The organism is Pseudoalteromonas tetraodonis (assembly GCF_002310835.1).
GTDB lineage: Bacteria > Pseudomonadota > Gammaproteobacteria > Enterobacterales > Alteromonadaceae > Pseudoalteromonas > Pseudoalteromonas tetraodonis.
The window spans coordinates 332,886-351,842 of sequence record NZ_CP011042.1 but is presented as its reverse complement, the minus strand read 5'-3'; the positions used below and the strand labels follow the sequence as shown (position 1 = coordinate 351,842).

The following is an 18,957-nucleotide window of genomic DNA, read 5'->3' as shown; positions in this document are numbered from 1 at the left end:
GAGCTTAGCCTGAGGTTCTAAGCCCGATACTCGAAGCTCGAAGCCTATAACTCGGCGCAAAGTGCCGTGAGATTGAGAGGGGATATTCTTAATCTCACGGCATAATACACTATTGAATGGGTTGTTCGTCCATATCAACTGGTTCAACATTATCCTTTAACAAGTACTTATCAAGCCATTGCTCTTGCTCCCACAGTACATGTAATAAGCTTTTACGGGCACGGTAGCCATGAGCTTCGTAAGGAAGCATCACTAAACGCGCTTCTTTACCCAAGCCTTTAAGCGCTGCGTACATACGCTCACTTTGCATTGGAAAAGTGCCCGAATTAGGGTCCTCTTGACCGTGGATCATTAACATAGGTTCGTTAATTTTTTCAGCATGGAAAAACGGCGACATGTTTGCGTACACACTTTGTGCTTGCCAAAAATCACGTTCTTCACCCTGAAAACCAAACGGCGTTAATGTGCGGTTATACGCACCACTGCGGGCAATACCTACCTTAAATAAATCGCTATGTGCTAATAAATTAGCCACCATAAACGCACCATACGAATGCCCTGCTATAGCAATGTTATCTTTATCGGCAATGCCCTTTTCAACCAGTACATCAACCGCTGCTTTAGCACTAGAGACTAGCTGTTTTCTAAAGTGATCATTTGGCTCACTGCCATCAACGCCTACAATCGGCATTTTAGGATCATCAAACACCGCAATCCCTTTCGCAAGGTAAGGCATAGGGCCCCAATAACCTATGTAGGTAAATTCGTATTCAGATTCACGCACTTGTGATGCAACTGCTTTATCTTTATATTCAAGTGGATATGCCCACATCAATACCGGTAATGGCCCTTGTGTTTTGTCATACCCTGGTGGTAAATAAAGCGTACCTGAAAGCTCAACACCGTCATCACGGGTATAACGTAGTTGCTCTTTGGTTACGCCTTTAAATGCAGGGTAAGGATGCTCAAACTGAGTAAGCTGTGTTAGCGAGCCTTTATCTAAATCGCGAATAAAAAAGTTTGGCTGCTGCGATTTAGACTCACGAATAGTAATGAATTTTGTGCCTTCATCGTCTAACAATGCACGCACACGCTCGTAATAAGGCGCTGCTGATTGCCATAAACGTTTGGTGCTATTCGTTTTAACATCGTACTGATCTAAAAAAGGAATGTTTCCTTGCTCAGACGCGCCATCGCCACGTAAGTAAATGTAACGTCCGCCAACAACTTTTATTACGCTAACACCTAAATCGTTACGCTCGTAAATTGCACTGCCTGGATCTTTATAGGCATCGTTATAACTGCGCTCTGAAAATAACACGCGGTTACTATCGGCATTACGTGGTTGAATTACATAAGTGCGCACTTGTCGGTCACTAAAACGCCAATCACTTAGCATGGCAATATTATCATTACCCCATTGTATACCCGCAAAACGACGCTCTACTTTGGCAAATAATTTAGGGTCGCGTTTAAATGGCGCTCGTAAACTGTAAAGGTAGTCATGATATTCAACCTCAGTTTTCATATCACCGCCATCTTGTGCCTCGGCCCATATGACTTCAGCACCTTGATCGGCTCGCCACTCAAAATCACGACGACCTGTACGCACACTGTCGTAGCCTTGTGGAATGTTGTCGGCAAGAGGTTGCTTTGCCAGCTCTACTAATGCATAGCCACGCATTCCCCATATTTGCCATGTAGTTGCAAAACGACTGTAAGGGACTTGATACGAAAATGGCTCGTCGATGGTCGCGACTAAAATATTGGTTGAATCAGGCGAAATTGAAAACGATTTAAATAAACCGGCACGGCCAATCGGCTGTGCTTTGCCATCAAGCGTGATATACGCTAATTGACCTTGACCATAAAATTTAAATTGTGCTTCATCAAACGGGCTGGTCAATAAGTTTTGATAAGTCCTTGCTGGGGCTTTTTCGCCAGTACTTTGTTGAATAACCGGCACTGTGCTTTGGGTATCATTGGTTAATCTTGGTTTGTCTAAGTTTACCGCTAAATTAGCCACAATCGCCGTGCTATCGGGTAACCACTGATAAGGCGTAGCGGTTAATACTGAATTAAGTGCAAGCTCACTTAACTGCTTAGCTTGTTTGGTTTTAACGCTATAAACCCATAGCCGTGCGTTATCCGGTTGTTCAACAATAAACGCTAAATGTTCGCTATTTGCTGACCAACGCGGCGAGCGAATAATCCCCTGAGGCAAATTATTAACGTTTATTACTGTTCCACTTTGAACATGCTTAAGCTCTAACGCGCTGTACTTTGCACTTACCCGTGAGCGTGAAAAGTTAGCAGGATTAAGCTTAATTCCCGCAAGCTTAAATTCTTCTTTGGCCAGCTCATCAAGCGACACAACACGCTTGCGTTCAAACAGAGCAAGCCATTGACCATCATTTGATAAAGAGCTAGTTGGTGCTAACTTAGCATCGACTAATGCCGCAAGCGCCGGTGAAGGGGTTTGATATCCTTGCTCTGCATAACTTGCAGGCAATAAAACAATGCAGCCTACCAAGGCAATAAATAGCCTAAAAGCATTCATGTTTTCATCCTTTTTTATTGTTAAATATTACCCGCTATATAAACACGTTTTACCTTGTTCATAAAGTGTTAAGCAAGGATAAAATCAGCTAAATGATGCTTAAGTAAGGCGAATAAGTTAAACTACGCGATTATTTACTTATCGTTACTGTGTTGTCGTTATGTACTACGACTAAACAAAACGCAGCGTATTTACACTGCTGAAAAAGCACGCAAATAAACTAGGGTCTATTGACCTTTGCGGATTATAATTTGTTCAAACTAGGGGCGGTTTAATCGCGGCGCGAAGTTTGTAACCTAGTGGGCTAAGTAAAAACCGAGCAACAAAGAGTAAATCGCCCCTAGGCAGAACCCTTCGGGCAGCGCCTGTTTGGTATTGATGCTGCGTTATCGCCTATTTGTGGGGAACAACCACACCACATAGGCTCTGCCTTGCCTAAATACCAAACAGACTGCTGCAAATTTAACCTTGAAAGGTCAACAGACCCTAATAATAAGAGATCTAGCCAATGAAAAAAGTGCTGGTAATTGGCTATGTATGGCCAGAGCCCAATTCGTCTGCTGCGGGTACGCACATGATGTCGTTACTTAATGCGTTTAAATCGCAAAACTGGGATGTTGAATTTGCTACGCCTGCACAACCTACAGAGCACATGGTAAATCTGAACGATTACGGCATCACCAGTCAAAGCATCGCACTTAACTGCGATAGTTTTGATGATTACGTTAAAGCCTACAACCCAGATATTGTTATGTTCGACCGTTTTATGATGGAAGAACAATTTGGCTGGCGCGTAGATAAGCATTGCCCAAATGCACTTAAAATTTTAGACACCGAAGATTTACAATGCCTGCGCAATGCCCGCCATGAAGCCCATAAAGGTGAGCGTGAATTCAACCATAGCGATTTACTATCAGACATAGCTAAACGTGAAATAGCCGCTATTTTACGCTGTGACTTAAGCTTAATTATCTCAAGCTATGAGATGGAACTACTCAATGAAGTGTTTAAAGTTGAGCCTAGTGTGTTACATCATTTACCATTTATGGTTGATTTAAGCGCCTTACCTGAGCAAACTAAATCGTATGATCAGCGCCAACACTTTATGACTATTGGTAATTTTAGGCATGCCCCTAACTGGGATGCAGTACTGTATTTACAAAAAATTTGGCCGCTCATCCGCAAACAACTACCGCAGGCAGAGTTGCACATTTATGGCTCATACCCACCACCTAAAGCCACCGCACTCAATAACCCTAAAACCGGTTTTTTAATTAAAGGCTGGGCAGATGATGCTTATGAAGTAATGCAAAGCGCGCGCGTTTGTTTAGCCCCGCTTCGTTTTGGTGCTGGCATAAAAGGCAAACTTTTAGAGGCCATGATCATGCAAACCCCAAGCGTCACCACGCCAATAGGTAGCGAAGGTATGCATAACCATTTACCATGGCCTGGTGCTATCACTCAAAATGCAGAAGAATTTGCAAACGCTGCTGTCTCAATTTATACCAATCAGGCTGAGTTTATAGCTGCACAAAAAGCTGGTAATGAGTTACTTAATACACTTTATGATAAAGCGCAGTTGAGCGACAATTTAATCGAAAAAATTCAATTAGTAAGCCAAAATTTATCTGCGCATAGAATGAAAAATTTCACCGGTCAAATGCTAAAACATCACACCATGCGCAGCACACAATACATGTCGCAATGGATAGCAGAAAAAAATAAAAAATAACGGTGAGAAATGACTAGACAGACGGCGATTTGTGTTTAAAATCGCCGCAAATAAACTTGGGCAATTTTAGCATTATTGCCTATATTTTTAGCTTAGTTATTTAATAGTTGGTTCAAAACAAATTTGAAAACCGCAACGTTTACAGAAAAACGCAAATTTATCGTTAAATTGGGCAAAATGCTTCATAAGTACGGTACACCGGCATATCGCTTAGAAGCCCATTTAATGGAAGTGGCGACTTACCTTGGTCTTAAATCATCGTTTGTCATGTCGCCAACATCGGTTACCTTTGTTATTTGGACTGATGGTCATGAAGATGAATACACCCATGTAGCCCGTGTAGACCCTGGCGATCACGACTTAGGCTCACTTGCAGATACCGATGATCTCGTTAATAAAATGCTTAATGATGAATTAACGTTGCAAGAAGTTGATCAGCAACTTGATATCATTTTTGATGCCCCAAACCCTTACAATAGAGTGATTACAGGTATTGCCTTTGCTACCTCTGGCGGCGCATTTGCAATGCTTATGGGCACCAGTTGGAATGACGTGCTGTGGTCTGGTTTATTAACCTTTGTTGTTTATTTATTTGTGCTGTGGTCGGCTCGTTCCAAGCGCGTTGCCCACATGTTAGAACCCTTAGTGGCGATTGTTTCAGCGGTACTGGCGTGTGCCATTAGCGTTCATTTAGATGCGCATATTAATATTCGTTTAATTGTTCTGTCGGCCATTATTGTGTTTATTCCAGGCCTAGCACTGGCACTTGGTTTAGCTGAACTCGCAGCGCGGCATTTAGTATCTGGCACAGCACGCGTTATGGACTCGTTTATGTTGCTGTTTAAACTTTATTTTGGTGCATTTATTGGTATTGCTATTGGCTTTGCTATTTTTGGTCAAGCTGATTTTGTACAGCCAGAGCCACTGCCTAAATGGACAGCTTGGTTGGCTATATTTTTACTATGTAGCAGCTTAATTGTGATATTTAGAACTAAGTTTAAACATGCTGCTTGGTCTATTGCTTCAGGATTTATAGCCTACGGCACCAGTATTGGCTCTGCCATGTATTTAGATTACACGCTAGGTACCTTTGTTGGCGCATTTTCAGTGGGCGTATTTAGTAACTTATTTAATCGAGTTGCTAATGCCCCTGCTTCCATTGTAGCTATGCAAGGCTTAATTGTGTTGGTACCGGGGAGCAAAACGTACATAGGTTTAAACTCACTCATTGAAGGCCAAGACTTTGTTTACGCTGAGCATATTGGACAGCAAACGTTTTTAATTTTTATGTCGCTCGTGGCAGGACTTATTTTTGCAAACGTGGCGCTCCCTCCTAAAAAGAGTCTATAAATGTATGCGCGGTATTGCACAAGAATCACTTCACTTAACGTCCTCTTTTGAGGATTAATCGCATTTTTTAGTATATTGGTTACACATTGTTATAATGAGGTAAATCTTATAAAGCAAAGGAAATAACAATGCTAAAAACTAGCTTAGCGCTGGCAATTGGGCTTTCAAGCTCAGTTGCATTTGCGCAATCGGCCATCACTGTTGAAGACATTCCAAAAATTAAATCTGTGATCCAAACCAGTGTTAGCCCAGATGGCGACAACGTTGCGTTTACACGATCGTTACCGCGTACATTATATGTTGATGAGAATGGCAGTAATTACAGTGAGCTTTATGTTGTTGATGATAAAGGCGTTGAACGTCCTTTCATTACCGGCTCGGTTAATATTAAAAGCATAGAATGGTCAAACGACAGTAAAACAATTTATTTTTTAGCCAAGCTAAAAGACGATAAATTTACCTCGTTATATCAAATCCCTGTTGATGGCGGCCAAGCACAACCTGTTCTTGCTTTAAAAGACACATCAATTTCAAGCTACAAATTAAGCCCAGACAACAAACAGGTGGCTATTTTAGCGATGCCTGCAGCAGACAAGTCAGAAAAAGAACTTAAAAAACTTGGGTTTAAAGCTGAAGTATATGAAATGGGCTTAAAGAACAAGCAGCTTTTTATTGTTGACTTAGCTAAAGCGGATAAACCACTTACCCCCACCGCACTCAACGTTGATAACTACGTGAGTGACGTTAATTGGGCTGCTAATGGTGAAAAGCTACTGGTTAAAACTCAACCCACGGCACTGATTGATGATAAATACACAAAATCTATGTGGCATTTGTTTGATATTGCTAGCAATAAAGTAACCTTATCGTTTAAAACTGAAGGCAAGCTAGGTGATGCAGAGCTGTCGCATGATGGTAAATACATTGCTATTTTAGGTGCAGAAGATAAGCACGACCCTGCAACAGGCCGCTTATTTATTGCTGACACTAAAACCGCTGAAATCACTGAATGGTTACCTGACTTTATGGGTCACGTTGTTGATTTTGAATGGTCGCATAAGCGTAATACACTTAACTTTATTGCCAATGTAGGCACGCAAAGTTTTGTAGCGAGCATTAAAACGGGCTCTAATAAATACAAAAAATTAGTCAACGAAGGTGAATTTATTGCCTCACAATTGAGTGTTTCAGATTCAGATAAAACACTCGCACTTCGTGGTAATACCGCAAAACACCCTAACGAAGTGTTTATTGTGCGCAGTAATAAAGCAACACGTTTAACCGATTCAAATAGCTGGTTAAATGATAAACGCTTTGCCAAGCAAGAAACCATTACCCTTAAAGCACGCGACGGCGTTGAGCTTGATGGCGTGCTCGTTTACCCATTAGATTATGAAAAAGGCACACGCTACCCACTGATTATGTCGGTACACGGTGGCCCTGAAAGCCATGATAAAGACGGCTGGGTCACTAACTACTCACGCCCAGGTCAAATGGGTGCAGCACGTGGCTATGCGGTGTTTTATCCCAACTACCGAGGCTCTACAGGTAAAGGCGTAGATTACTCAAAATTAGGCCAAAACGATTACGCAGGTAAAGAGTTTGACGATTTAGTTGATTTTAAAAATCACCTTGTTGATATGGGTTTAGTAGACACTAAACGTGTTGGTATTACTGGGGGATCTTACGGTGGTTATGCATCGGCGTGGGGCGCAACAAAACTAACCAAACACTTTGCTGCAAGCGTTATGTTTGTGGGTGTCACCAACCAACTGTCTAAATTTGGTACTACTGATATTTCTAACGAAATGAACCTAGTTCATGCGCGTTCATACCCATGGGATAAATGGCAGTGGTACTTAGAACGCAGCCCTATTTACTGGGCAGGCCAATCTGAAACACCTCTGCTTATTATGCACGGTAAAGACGACCCTCGCGTTCACCCTGCACAATCTATGGAGCTTTACCGCTACATGAAAGTGCAAGGTAAGGATGTACGTCTTGTTTATTACCCAGGTGAAGGTCATGGTAACCGTAAAGTGGCAGCGCAATACGACTACAGCTTGCGTTTAATGCGCTGGATGGACAACTATTTAATGGAAGGCAAAAAAGAGATGCCTGCGTTTGAAATTGACCATGCTGCTAAGTTAAAAGAAGTCAAAGACGCAAATAAATAAGCACTTATAAACGCGTTTAATTTTAAAAGGCCAACATAAAAATGTTGGCCTTTTTTATAGGTCTAAATTGGCGAGCACGCATCCTTAGTGACATAGCACAGCTTATGTTAAACTCTCGGCAATTATTTTGTTAACTGCTAATTTTACTGCCATGTCAAACCCTGCTAGCTGCTTTACCGTTTTTGATGAAAACGTCGATTCCCTTGCTCTGCCTGAGCAGTTTACATTTCCATTTTATTATAAACCGCACCCTTTGGCCGTTGTCGCTGCACAGCAATTACAACAGCAATTAAAAAAGCTAGATAAGGCTATTTTAGATACGGATGATATTGATGCGGGTAAAATGTTTGGTGTGCTCGTCGTTCAAAATCAGGCGCAACAACTGGGATTTATTAGCGCCTATTCGGGGCAAATAGCGGGCATAGATGAGCAACTGAATTTTGCACCTAATGTGGCACTTAAACACATAGACGATGCTGTATTTAGTCAGCAAAGCCAAATCATTAACGCCATTAATGCGCAAATTACGGCATTAGAAAACAGTGAAGATTATCAAGCCCTTGAGCAGCAATTAGCTACAGCACGTAAAAATTATGAACAGCAACTTGTAGCCAAACAACAAGCCATGCAAGTGACCCGCAAACAGCGAAAAGAGCAACGCCAAACTGGCCAAGAGCAACTCAATGCCGATGACTTTGAACAACTTAAAACAACCTTAGCTGGGCAAAGTATTGTTGAGAAAAAACAACTGCAGGCATTAAAGCAAGACTGGCAAACGCAAATTACAGCGCTTGAGCAAACCCAAGCAGCTATGCTGGGTGAAATTAACGGATTAAAAAAGCGCCGCAAAACACTCTCAAAAAACCTACAAAAGAAATTATTTGCTCAATACCAATTTTTAAATGCACACGGTGAAGTGACCGATCTGAATGCTATTTTTGCCAAACTTCCTGAGCACACTCCACCTTCGGGAGCGGGGGATTGCGCCGCCCCTAAATTATTACAATATGCATACAAGCACGATTTAAAACCAGTGGCTATGGCCGAATTTTGGTGGGGTGCACCGCCTAAATCAGCAATTAGGCATCACTTACATTATTACCCATCGTGTTATAGCAAATGCCAACCCATTTTAGGTCATATGCTAAAAGGCTTAAATGTTGAAGAAAATCCATTACTAACAAACCCTGCAAAAGGAAAAGACTTAACTATTGTTTATCAAGACGATGATTTACTGGTAATAAACAAACCCGCGGAGTTTTTATCGGTGCCAGGGATTAATATTGATGATTCAGTGTACATGCGTATAAAAACTCAGTTCCCCGCGGCTTCTGGCCCACTTATTGTGCATCGGTTAGATATGTCGACCTCAGGGCTGTTAATTATTGCGCTTAATAAGCGCGCGCATAAAGCGCTGCAAAAACAGTTTATTGAACGCACAATTGAAAAGCGTTACGTTGCTTTAGTGGCGGGCAATATTACTGAGAATAGCGGAGTGATTAATTTACCTCTTGTGCTCGACTTTGATGATAAACCACGCCAAATGGTGTGTTATAAAACCGGTAAACCGTCGTTAACAACATGGCATGTACTGGAGCGCAAAAACAACACCACCCGACTGCAGTTATACCCTAAAACAGGGCGTACACATCAGTTACGGGTACATTGCGCTCATCAATTAGGTTTAAATACCCCGATAGTTGGCGATACTCATTATGGTGAAGAGGCAGAGCGCTTACATTTACATGCCGAGTATTTAGCCTTCACCCACCCTATTTCTCATCAACGTTTAGAATTTGAAGTAGCCGCTGATTTTTAAATCAGCGATACTAAAACTCCCCTCTGTTTTAAAAAGCCTTGCCATTTTTTTATATTGCAAAGTCGGTAACCTTTACCGTTGCAATATAGAAAAATTTACCTGCATTATGCAAAGCCTCTACTTATAAATAATAAATAGTTATATATTTCAATACATTAAAAGTTGGCATTAGCTTTGCTTTTATAAAAATAAGTATTTATTACAGTCCACTTTATTTGATTAAAAGCGCCAATAAGCGCTTTTGATGACACACAGTAAATGGGTAACTAACCGTTTACTGCGTACAACAGAACTTCCTACACTCCCTGTGTACTTTATTGGTTATAGGCTAACGCTTATAACCATTTTTTTTGCCTTTATTATTTAATCGTAAATTTTACGTCTTGATCGCGTAATAAATAAAGCGCAAAACACGCAGCCCACATAGGCCACGCCGCAAAAAACAGTAAATTATTAAAGCCATCAATGTATTGATTATATGAAGAAAGCGTAGATAAACCATGCATTATAAAAATAGCACCGTAAGTAATACGTTTTTTAATACCGACCAAAAATGCTATTACTAGCAATAATTGCAGTGCACCTAAAATATAAGCAATAGTATCGGTAGAGCCACTGATCCCATAAAAATGTTCAAAAATACGGGCGCTATGCCCCGGATTTACAAATTTATCTAGCGTCCACATTACCATCACTATAAACACCCCACACCGAAGCGATAATAAAGACCACTGCAAACGATTTTGTACATCAGTATTCATTGAACCTGTCATAAAATTTCCTTAAAAAAGATATAAATAAACTAATAAGCAATAAAGACCGTACAAACTCCCTTTTATTTCATAATAATTGTAAATAGCTGTTAAGCTTGTTTAATAAATCGATTAACAAAGCAGCTATTTTTAATATTTTAATAAATAACAATATTGTTAAATTGCTGAAAGTTATTTTTAAGCCTTTCGGTCTTTTATAACCATCAACATACAATTACAGAGAGAAAACGTTTGAAATATTCATCCTTGGCCGTATCTATAGCCGCTTTATTAAATACACCCGCTATTGCTTTTGCTACAACAAAGCCTGTAACAGAAAATGCCATAGAGCGTATTGAAGTAGCGGGCCAAAGTTTAAATTCTCAAGGACTTTCTGTTAAAGATGCAACCATAAATGGCCCCTTTGGCGATAATTTAGCACTGCAAGATATAGCACGTTCAGTCACGCCTATTTCAAAAGAGCTAATAGAACAACTTAACATTACCACCTTGCAAGATGTACTTGCTGTGAGCCCTAATACGTATGCCGCCAGTGGCTTTGGTGCACCAAGCTTACCCACTATTCGTGGCCAATTAGGTGAGCTTTTTCAAGATGGAACTCGTCGCCAAGCAGGTAATAACGGCTTTGGTGTGCCGTTATCATTTAACGCGGTAGAACAAATAGATGTAGTTAAAGGCGCTCCTCCAGTATTGTTTGGTTCAAGCCAGCGCAATGGTGGTTTTGTAAATTTACACTCTAAGCAAGCCTCCACTGAAGAACACAAAGGTAAAGCGAAGCTCTCTGCGGGTCGTTGGGATCAATACACCGCTCAGCTTGATTACACCGCACCGATTGTAAAAGACAAAATTGGTTTTCGTGTGAGTTATGAACACCTTGATCATGGAAGCTACTACGATTACTCAGGGACTAAAAGTGACAGTCTTTTTGCAGCACTGCGAGTATTGCCTGATGATAAAAGCAGCTGGGATATTAACTTTGAGCTATATCAGGTTGAGTTTACCGACAACGCCGGTATTAACCGCCCTACTCAAGCACTCATCGACCATGGTCTTTACATTACCGGCCAAGGCGTTCAAGCAAACGGCAGCACAGTACCCGCAGCGGGTTCAATTGTATCTCCTACAGGGTTAGTTAACATTGATCGCAGCACCGTACTTACCGACCCTGATAACCAAAACGAAGCCACTACTTACCTACTACACAGTATTTATAAGCGCGAGCTTTCAGATAAAGCGTCGCTTAAAAATATTAGTTATTTTCAGCACTTAAAACGTGATGAAGTGGCTCAAAACAGTTTTGTTGAAATTATAGATGGTGCCGATACCGCACAAAACCGCACTGAACTAACGTATCAATGGAATAATGAACAGCAGACTATCTTAGCCTTTGATGTGCGCTACAACAAAGTACTTGGATACAGCCAATTTACCACCGAGGCCGACACGCCAATTGATTTAACGGGTCCACTTTCAAACCGTCGTATTCCATTAACCGATGCGCAAAAAGCACGCTTAGTTGAGCTGCGCCCCGGTGTATTTGTATCTCCAGGTGGTCAATACGATATAAACGGTGATGGCAGTGGTGATTTTAACTTATCAGACACCACCGACTCGCGTTCTTGGCAAACTGGCTTTGCTATACAACAAGACTCACAGTGGACAAATAAACTGCGTACCAGTGTGGGTTACCGCCTTGATTATTATGATGTAGAAGCACACGATCCCATAGCGCCACAAGGACAAACAGCAGCCAGTGATAGCATTAACGACACGCTGCAATCTGGCCAAATCAGTTTTAATTACAAGCTCAATACTGATTTTACAAGTTACGGCGCAGCAAGTTACAACGAAGCGACTTCAAATAGTATGGCCGGTGGTAACACCTTAGGTGGTGACAACACGATTAGTGCGCAAAACTTTGCAACCGAAAACACGCTGGTAGAATTTGGCTTAAAATATGCGCCTACCAACAGCGATTGGTATGCTGATGGCGCCCTATTTAGCCAGCGCCGTAGTTTACGCAACCGCGATGGCAGCAATACCGGTATTCGTACCTCAGGTTTTGAAGGCCAAGTATTTTACGACGCTTACCCATATTGGTTAAGTGCAGGTTATAGCTATATTGACGCACGCTACGATAACTCTGCGACTGGCCAAGACTCGGCGCAAATTGCTGATGCGTTTGATAACTCACGCCCAGATATTATTGCCGGTAATGGTATAGGCGCGCCAAGTTATACAGCGTTTGCCCCTTCAAATAGCCAAGTACAAGGTATTCCTGAGCAATCGTTAAGCGTTAATGGTAGTTATTCAATTAATGAGAAATGGCAGGCAGGTTTTTCAGCTTTATATACAAAGAGTTACCCGCTAGATTTTTTACAAACAGTGAAAATTCGTGACCAATACACGTTAAACGTCAATACCAGCTACGCGTTTACGCCTAGCACTAAGTTGCGATTAGATGTGAACAACGTCACAAATCAAGATAACTGGCGTCCAGTGTTTGAAGGCGGCTATTTTGGCGCAACATTAGCATTCCCTGAATTACCAATAAACGCCAAGCTTACCCTAACGCATAACTTTTAAGCCCAAGAGATAATATGATTAAAAAACTATTGTTATTATTGATTGCAGCAGCCGGTATTGGCATGTTCTTTCATTTTAATTTGCACCAGTTACTTACACTCGATGGCTTAAAAGGGTCGATGGATCAGTTTAACCAATACAAAGCGCAATCGCCGTTGTTAGTTATTGGCGGGTTCTTTTTACTCTATGTGGTAGTAACGGCTCTCTCTTTACCCGGCGCAGCTATTTTAACATTGGCCGCAGGCGCATTATTTGGCTTAGTAGAAGGCTTACTGGTGGCGTCGTTTGCCTCAACGATTGGTGCTACCCTTGCCTTTTTAGTGTCACGCTATTTATTACGCGACACCATTAAAAAACGGTTTCCTGAGCGTTTAGCTGCTATAGATAAAGGCGTAGATAAAGAAGGCGCTTTTTACCTTTTTACTTTGCGTTTAGTACCGGTATTTCCGTTCTTTTTAATTAACCTATTAATGGGCTTAACCGCTATTAAGTCGTGGACTTTTTATTGGGTGAGCCAAATTGGTATGTTGGCAGGCACCTTTGTATTTGTGAATGCCGGTACTCAACTTGCACAAATTGAGCGTTTATCGGGCATTTTGTCACTAGATTTAATTCTGTCATTTGCTCTATTAGGTGTATTCCCACTGATTGCGAAAGCGATTTTAAATGTATTTAAAAAACAACGGGTTTATAAAAACTACACTAAGCCCAAAAAATTCGACCGTAACATGATTGTTATTGGCGCGGGTGCAGGCGGCTTAGTTACCAGCTATATTGCCGCCGCAGTAAAAGCCAAAGTCACCTTAATTGAAGCCGGCGAAATGGGTGGTGACTGCTTAAACACTGGCTGTGTGCCTAGTAAAGCGATTATTAAAAGTGCAAAAATAGCACAGCAAATGCGCCATGGCGAAAACTATGGCCTTGAAAACACTACACCGCAGTTTTCCTTTAAAAAAGTAATGGCACGTGTACATCAAGTCATTGCTGATATAGCCCCGCACGACAGCATAGAGCGCTACACAAATTTAGGTGTGGAGGTTTTAAAAGGCTATGGAAAATTGATTGACCCGTGGACAGTGGAAATTAAACTTAACGATGGCAGCACGCAAACTCTTACCGCTCGCACACTTGTTATTGCCACCGGTGCACGCCCGTTTATACCGCCACTGCCAGGTATTGAAGAAACCGGTTACGTTACCAGCGATACTTTATGGAGCAAATTTGCCGAGCTCGACGAAGCGCCCAAAAAACTGGTTGTTTTAGGTGGGGGCCCGATTGGTTGTGAGCTTGCACAAAGCTTTGCTCGTTTAGGCTCAAGTGTGACGCAAGTTGAAATGACTCAGCGCGTTATGATCAAAGAAGATGTTGAAGTGTCAGCTTTTGCACACCAATCATTGGCCGATAGTGGCGTTAATATTTTAACCTCACACCAAGCGCTGCGCTGTGAAGCACGCGAGGGTAAAAAGTACCTCGTGGTGAAGCACAACGACACCGAAATTGATATTGAATATGATGAGCTACTGTGTGCCGTTGGCCGAAGCGCACACCTCAAAGGCTATGGCCTTGAAGAGCTTGGTATAGAAACTAATCGAACCATAGTAACTAACGACTACTTAGAAACACTCTACCCTAATATTTTTGCCGCAGGCGATATTGTAGGCCCGTACCAGTTTACTCACGTTGCGGCTCATCAGGGGTGGTACGCGGCGGTTAATGGCTTATTTGGCCACTTTAAAAAGTTTAAAGTAGATTACCGTGTTATTCCATGGACCACCTTCATTGATCCAGAAGTCGCGCGCGTAGGCCTAAACGAGCAAGAAGCGATTGATAAAGGCATAGACTATGAAATCACCCGCTTTGAGTTTGAAGAGTTAGACCGCGCCATTACTGAGAGCGCCAATAATGGCTTTATTAAGGTGATCACCCCTAAAGGAAAAGACAAAATACTCGGAGTTACTGTGGTTTCTGAGCATGCAGGCGATTTAATTGCTGAATTTGTTTTAGCCATGAAACACGGCCTTGGCCTTAATAAAATTCTAGGCACAATTCACAGCTACCCAACATGGGCAGAAGGCAACAAATATGCCGCTGGTGAATGGAAACGTAACCATGCTCCACAAACTGTTTTAAACATGCTTGAAAAATACCATGCATGGCGCCGAGGTTAAGCCTTTGTATACGTTATTGAAGTTTTTAGTTTTAAGTGCACTACTGGTCACGGCGTTTAAAAGTAGTGCACAAAACCTGCACGATAGTTGGAACACGCTATTAACTAAACATGTTGTCGCTATTAATCATGGGCACAGCACTGAGGTTGATTACGCTGCAATTAAACACGAGCATACCCAATTAAAAGCATATTTAAATACGTTAACAGCCATCACACCAGGTGAATTTAACACGTGGGGTAAACACAAACAGTTGGCGTTTTTAATTAATGCCTATAATGCCTTTACCGTTGAACTAATATTAACGCAGTACCCTAATATTGAATCAATCAAAGAGTTAGGTAGCTTTTTTAGTTCACCGTGGAGCAAAGAGTTTATTTCGCTGCTAGGTAAAACACGCAGCCTTGATGATATAGAGCATGAGTTAATTCGTGGTAGTGGTAAATACAACGACCCGCGTATTCACTTTGCAGTAAACTGCGCCAGTATTGGTTGCCCTGCACTTCGTGAAGAAGCCTACTCGGCCGATAAACTAGAAGAGCAATTACACCAGCAAACTGTTCGTTTTTTGTCAGACAACACCCGCAACATGGCAACAGGCAATACTTTAAATGTATCGTCTATTTTTAAATGGTACGGCGGTGATTTTGAACAAGGCTTTAAAGGAGCAAACACATTACACCCGTTTTTAGCACAATACGCTGATGCATTAAAACTGCTACCCGCTCAACAAAAAGCGCTGCAAAATAATGACATGAAAATTAAATTTTTAGATTACAACTGGAATTTAAATGCACGTCGTTAAGCCAATACAAATACTCAGCCGATATTGTTTTTTGAGTATTGCTTTGTGCATTGTTTTAGTTGCTAGCTTTAAAACCATGGCAACCTCTCCCTCTGATACTCGCTGGCAAACTATCCAAAGCCAAGGTAAAAACCAACCCGTTTATTTTTATGCATGGGGCGGCGATCCGCAAATAAATGCCTACATTCAATGGGTGGCTGAGCAGGTCAAAGCGCAATATGATATTGAATTAGTGCATGTAAAATTAAGCGATACCAGCGAAGCAGTAAGCCGAGTATTAGCAGAAAAATCAGCCAATAATCACGCTCAAGGCAGTGTCGATTTAATTTGGATCAATGGCGCTAACTTTGCCGCTATGAGTAAGCATGACTTGCTGCTTAAAGACTGGGCCCAGACGCTGCCAAATTTTGCATTAACCGATCCTAATAATAACCCCGCGGTAAACTTTGATTTTGGTTTGCCTACAAACGGGATGGAAGCGCCTTGGGGGCAAGCGTCGCTCACTTTTTATTACGACAGCCTAGCAATAGATGGCAGCACAACGAATCAATTACCCACCACCCTACATCAGTTATTAACTTGGAGCGCGCAAAACCCTGGGCGTTTTAGTTACCCAAAGCCGCCTGATTTTTTAGGCATGAGCTTTTTAAAATACGCTTTAGTGGTACTACATAACAACAACGATGATGAATTAAAAGCACAGCTAAACCAGCCAGCTACAGATAAAAACACCACTGAGGTGCTCAACCCTTTGTGGGTATTTTTAAATAAATTACACCCTACGCTTTGGCGTAGCGGCAAACATTTTATGCAAAGTGGCGCACAAATGCGCCGCTTAATTGACGATACTGAGCTTAGTATCGGGTTTACCTTTTCAGCGCCAGAAGTGCCCGCTGCAGTACAACGCTTTGATTTACCCACCAGCACCCGCAGTTATGCTATGCATGATGGCAGTTTAAGTAACACCCATTTTGTAGCAATACCGTATAATGCAAGCCATGCACAAGGCGCACAGTTAGTCGCTAATTTTTTATTAAGCCCTCAAGCGCAAGCTCATAAACAAAAGCCCACTATTTGGGGCGATAAAACCGTGTTGATCCAATCAATGCTAAATACCCAGCAACAAGCCTTATTTAAAACCACACAACCGCACCCAAGTGCGCTGCCTTTTAATAGCATAAAACGCACACTCAGTGAGCCTCACCCAAGTTGGGTTAATGCCATAATGCAAGGTTGGCAAACGCGCTATGGGGTTAGCCAATGAATAAAGTACCCGCTTCAAATAGCCTATTTACCTTTTTGGTCAAACTAAGTCCTTACTGTTTGGTTGCATTGCTTACTTTACCCGTTTTAGGGGGGGTAATCGGCGTGCTTTTACCTGCCTTTGGTTGGGCGCCGGCACTCAATGAAACAAATATTGGCTTAGCAGGATTTAACGCATTATGGCAAACGCCTGGATTGACACACATGGTAGAGCTGAGCATACGAACAGGGCTTATTAGTACCTTAATCGCGTTTGTGCTGATGATCATTATGCTTGGCGCGTTTTTTAATAGTGTGTGGCTTAAACGCATTGAATATATTTTAAGTCCAATATTGGCTATTCCGCATGCCGCTGCCGCGATTGCGGTGAGTTTTTTAATTGCGCCATCGGGGTTATTTACTCGTTTATTTTCTCCATGGTTAACTGGCTGGCAATTAGCGCCAGAAGGCGCGTTACCTTACGACGCTTTTGGCTGGAGCATTATTATTGGGCTTGTGCTTAAAGAGTTACCTTTTTTACTACTGATTGCATTGAGTGTTTTGGCGCAACCCGAACTTGGCAAAAAGCTACGCAAACAGCATCAAATTGCGGTTAATTTAGGTTATTACCCTATGGTGGCGTTTTTTAAAGTGGTGCTACCCAGTTTATACCCACTGTTACGTTTACCTATTTTTGCAGTACTTGCTTATGCCAGCGCCAGCGTTGAAATGCCACTCATTCTTGGCCCAAATACCCCTCCCACTTTAGCCGTTGCTATAATGCACTGGTTTAACGATGTAGATTTAAACCTGCGAATAAAAGCCTCGGCGGGTGCCCTGTTACAATTAGCGGTCACTGTTGGACTACTCTTAACGTGGCTATTGCTTGAAAAAATCATTGCTCTAGTTTTTAAGCAATCACTTATTAATGGCCGCCGCCAGTATGCACATCAATTGATCTGCACATTTACTCATGTTTTCACGAGTCTAATTTTAATTTTTATTGTTGCTGCGCTAATTGGGTTAGTGATGTGGTCAATAGCGGGCTATTGGCGTTTTCCGGATACCGTGCCCTCAAGCGTGGTATTTCTGCATTTTCAACATGCATTTACACAAATACATACTCCCTTGTTTAATACCTTAATAATAGGGGTAATAAGTACGCTGTTTGCTATCACTATGGTATTGCTGTGCTTAGAAGCCGAGCAGTTAAACACGAAACCCATGTCGAAATGGACACAGTTAATTATTTATCTTCCTTTATTAGTGCCCAGTATTGCGTTTTTATTTGGTATTGTGTGGTTACAACAACTGCTCAATAGCCAGCATGCCTTTTTTAATGTGATATTTGTGCACGTTTTATTTGTTTTACCGTATGTTTTTTTATCTATTGCCGATAGTTACAGGCGTTTAGACCCTCGATTAGCGCGCGTTGCCGCAAGCTTGGGGACAAGTCCCTGCAAGGTGTTTTTACAGGTTAAATTGCCACAACTATTCGCCCCTATTTTAATCGCGATAGCGCTTGGACTGGCGATTAGTTTTGGCCAATATTTATCTACACTTTTAGCCAGTGGCGGGCGTATAAGTACCATTACCACCGAAGCCGTAACCCTTGCTAATGGCGCAAGCAGACGCACCAGTGCAGTTTACGCCATTTTACAAATGGCATTACCGCTAATTGGTTTTGGTGTGGCATGGGTGTTACCTAAATACTTTTTTAAAGCGCGCGCTTAACTATAAAACCA

At 41.9% G+C, this 18,957-nt stretch carries 11 protein-coding genes; 9 read left to right on the top strand and 2 right to left on the bottom strand.

All coding sequences use genetic code 11. The features are described from left to right. Positions 1 to 109 precede the first annotated feature (109 nt). The gene (locus PTET_RS17285) at positions 110 to 2,560 is read right to left on the bottom strand and encodes a S9 family peptidase (protein ID WP_013463043.1); all 2,451 of its coding nucleotides are present in this window, start codon (positions 2,558 to 2,560) and stop codon (positions 110 to 112) included. A 508-nt stretch (positions 2,561 to 3,068) separates the two neighbouring features. On the opposite strand from PTET_RS17285, the gene PTET_RS17275 reads away from it, so the two are divergent. The 4 genes from PTET_RS17275 to PTET_RS17260 all read left to right on the top strand — a co-directional run bounded on the left by PTET_RS17275 (position 3,069) and on the right by PTET_RS17260 (position 9,638). Next, positions 3,069 to 4,292, top strand: coding sequence for a glycosyltransferase family 4 protein (locus PTET_RS17275; RefSeq protein WP_013463042.1), 1,224 nt, complete (start codon positions 3,069 to 3,071; stop codon positions 4,290 to 4,292). A 123-nt stretch (positions 4,293 to 4,415) separates the two neighbouring features. Then, entirely contained in the window at positions 4,416 to 5,642 is a 1,227-nt protein-coding gene (locus tag PTET_RS17270) for a threonine/serine exporter family protein (RefSeq protein WP_028834183.1), read from the top strand. A gap of 128 nt (positions 5,643 to 5,770) precedes the next feature. After that, entirely contained in the window at positions 5,771 to 7,819 is a 2,049-nt protein-coding gene (locus tag PTET_RS17265; protein WP_013463040.1) for a S9 family peptidase, read from the top strand. Positions 7,820 to 7,970: 151 nt separating this feature from the next. Then, entirely contained in the window at positions 7,971 to 9,638 is a 1,668-nt protein-coding gene (locus PTET_RS17260) for an RluA family pseudouridine synthase (RefSeq protein ID WP_029610025.1), read from the top strand. 359 nt (positions 9,639 to 9,997) lie between these two features. Here PTET_RS17260 and PTET_RS17255 read toward each other — a convergent pair whose 3' ends face one another. Continuing rightward, positions 9,998 to 10,411 (bottom strand): hypothetical protein, encoded by a 414-nt coding sequence (locus PTET_RS17255; RefSeq protein WP_013463037.1) that lies wholly within the window; start codon positions 10,409 to 10,411, stop codon positions 9,998 to 10,000. 231 nt (positions 10,412 to 10,642) lie between these two features. Between PTET_RS17255 and PTET_RS17250 the strand changes: the two genes are divergently transcribed. Genes PTET_RS17250 through PTET_RS17230 form a run of 5 tightly spaced genes read left to right on the top strand, consistent with a single transcriptional unit; the run spans position 10,643 to position 18,946 of the window. Beyond that, a complete protein-coding gene (locus PTET_RS17250) occupies positions 10,643 to 12,997 on the top strand; it encodes a TonB-dependent receptor (protein ID WP_013463035.1) in 2,355 nt (784 codons plus the stop codon). 14 nt (positions 12,998 to 13,011) lie between these two features. Further along, the gene (locus tag PTET_RS17245) at positions 13,012 to 15,165 is read left to right on the top strand and encodes an FAD-dependent oxidoreductase (protein WP_041695985.1); all 2,154 of its coding nucleotides are present in this window, start codon (positions 13,012 to 13,014) and stop codon (positions 15,163 to 15,165) included. Then, a complete protein-coding gene (locus tag PTET_RS17240) occupies positions 15,146 to 15,970 on the top strand; it encodes a DUF547 domain-containing protein (RefSeq protein WP_013463033.1) in 825 nt (274 codons plus the stop codon). Before PTET_RS17245 ends, PTET_RS17240 begins: the two co-directional genes overlap by 20 nt. Continuing rightward, positions 15,957 to 17,234, top strand: coding sequence for an ABC transporter substrate-binding protein (locus PTET_RS17235; RefSeq protein WP_013463032.1), 1,278 nt, complete (start codon positions 15,957 to 15,959; stop codon positions 17,232 to 17,234). Before PTET_RS17240 ends, PTET_RS17235 begins: the two co-directional genes overlap by 14 nt. Further along, positions 17,231 to 18,946 carry an ABC transporter permease gene (locus PTET_RS17230; protein ID WP_096039019.1) on the top strand — a complete coding sequence of 572 codons (1,716 nt, stop codon included), beginning with the start codon at positions 17,231 to 17,233 and terminating at the stop codon, positions 18,944 to 18,946. Before PTET_RS17235 ends, PTET_RS17230 begins: the two co-directional genes overlap by 4 nt. Positions 18,947 to 18,957: the final 11 nt, after the last annotated feature.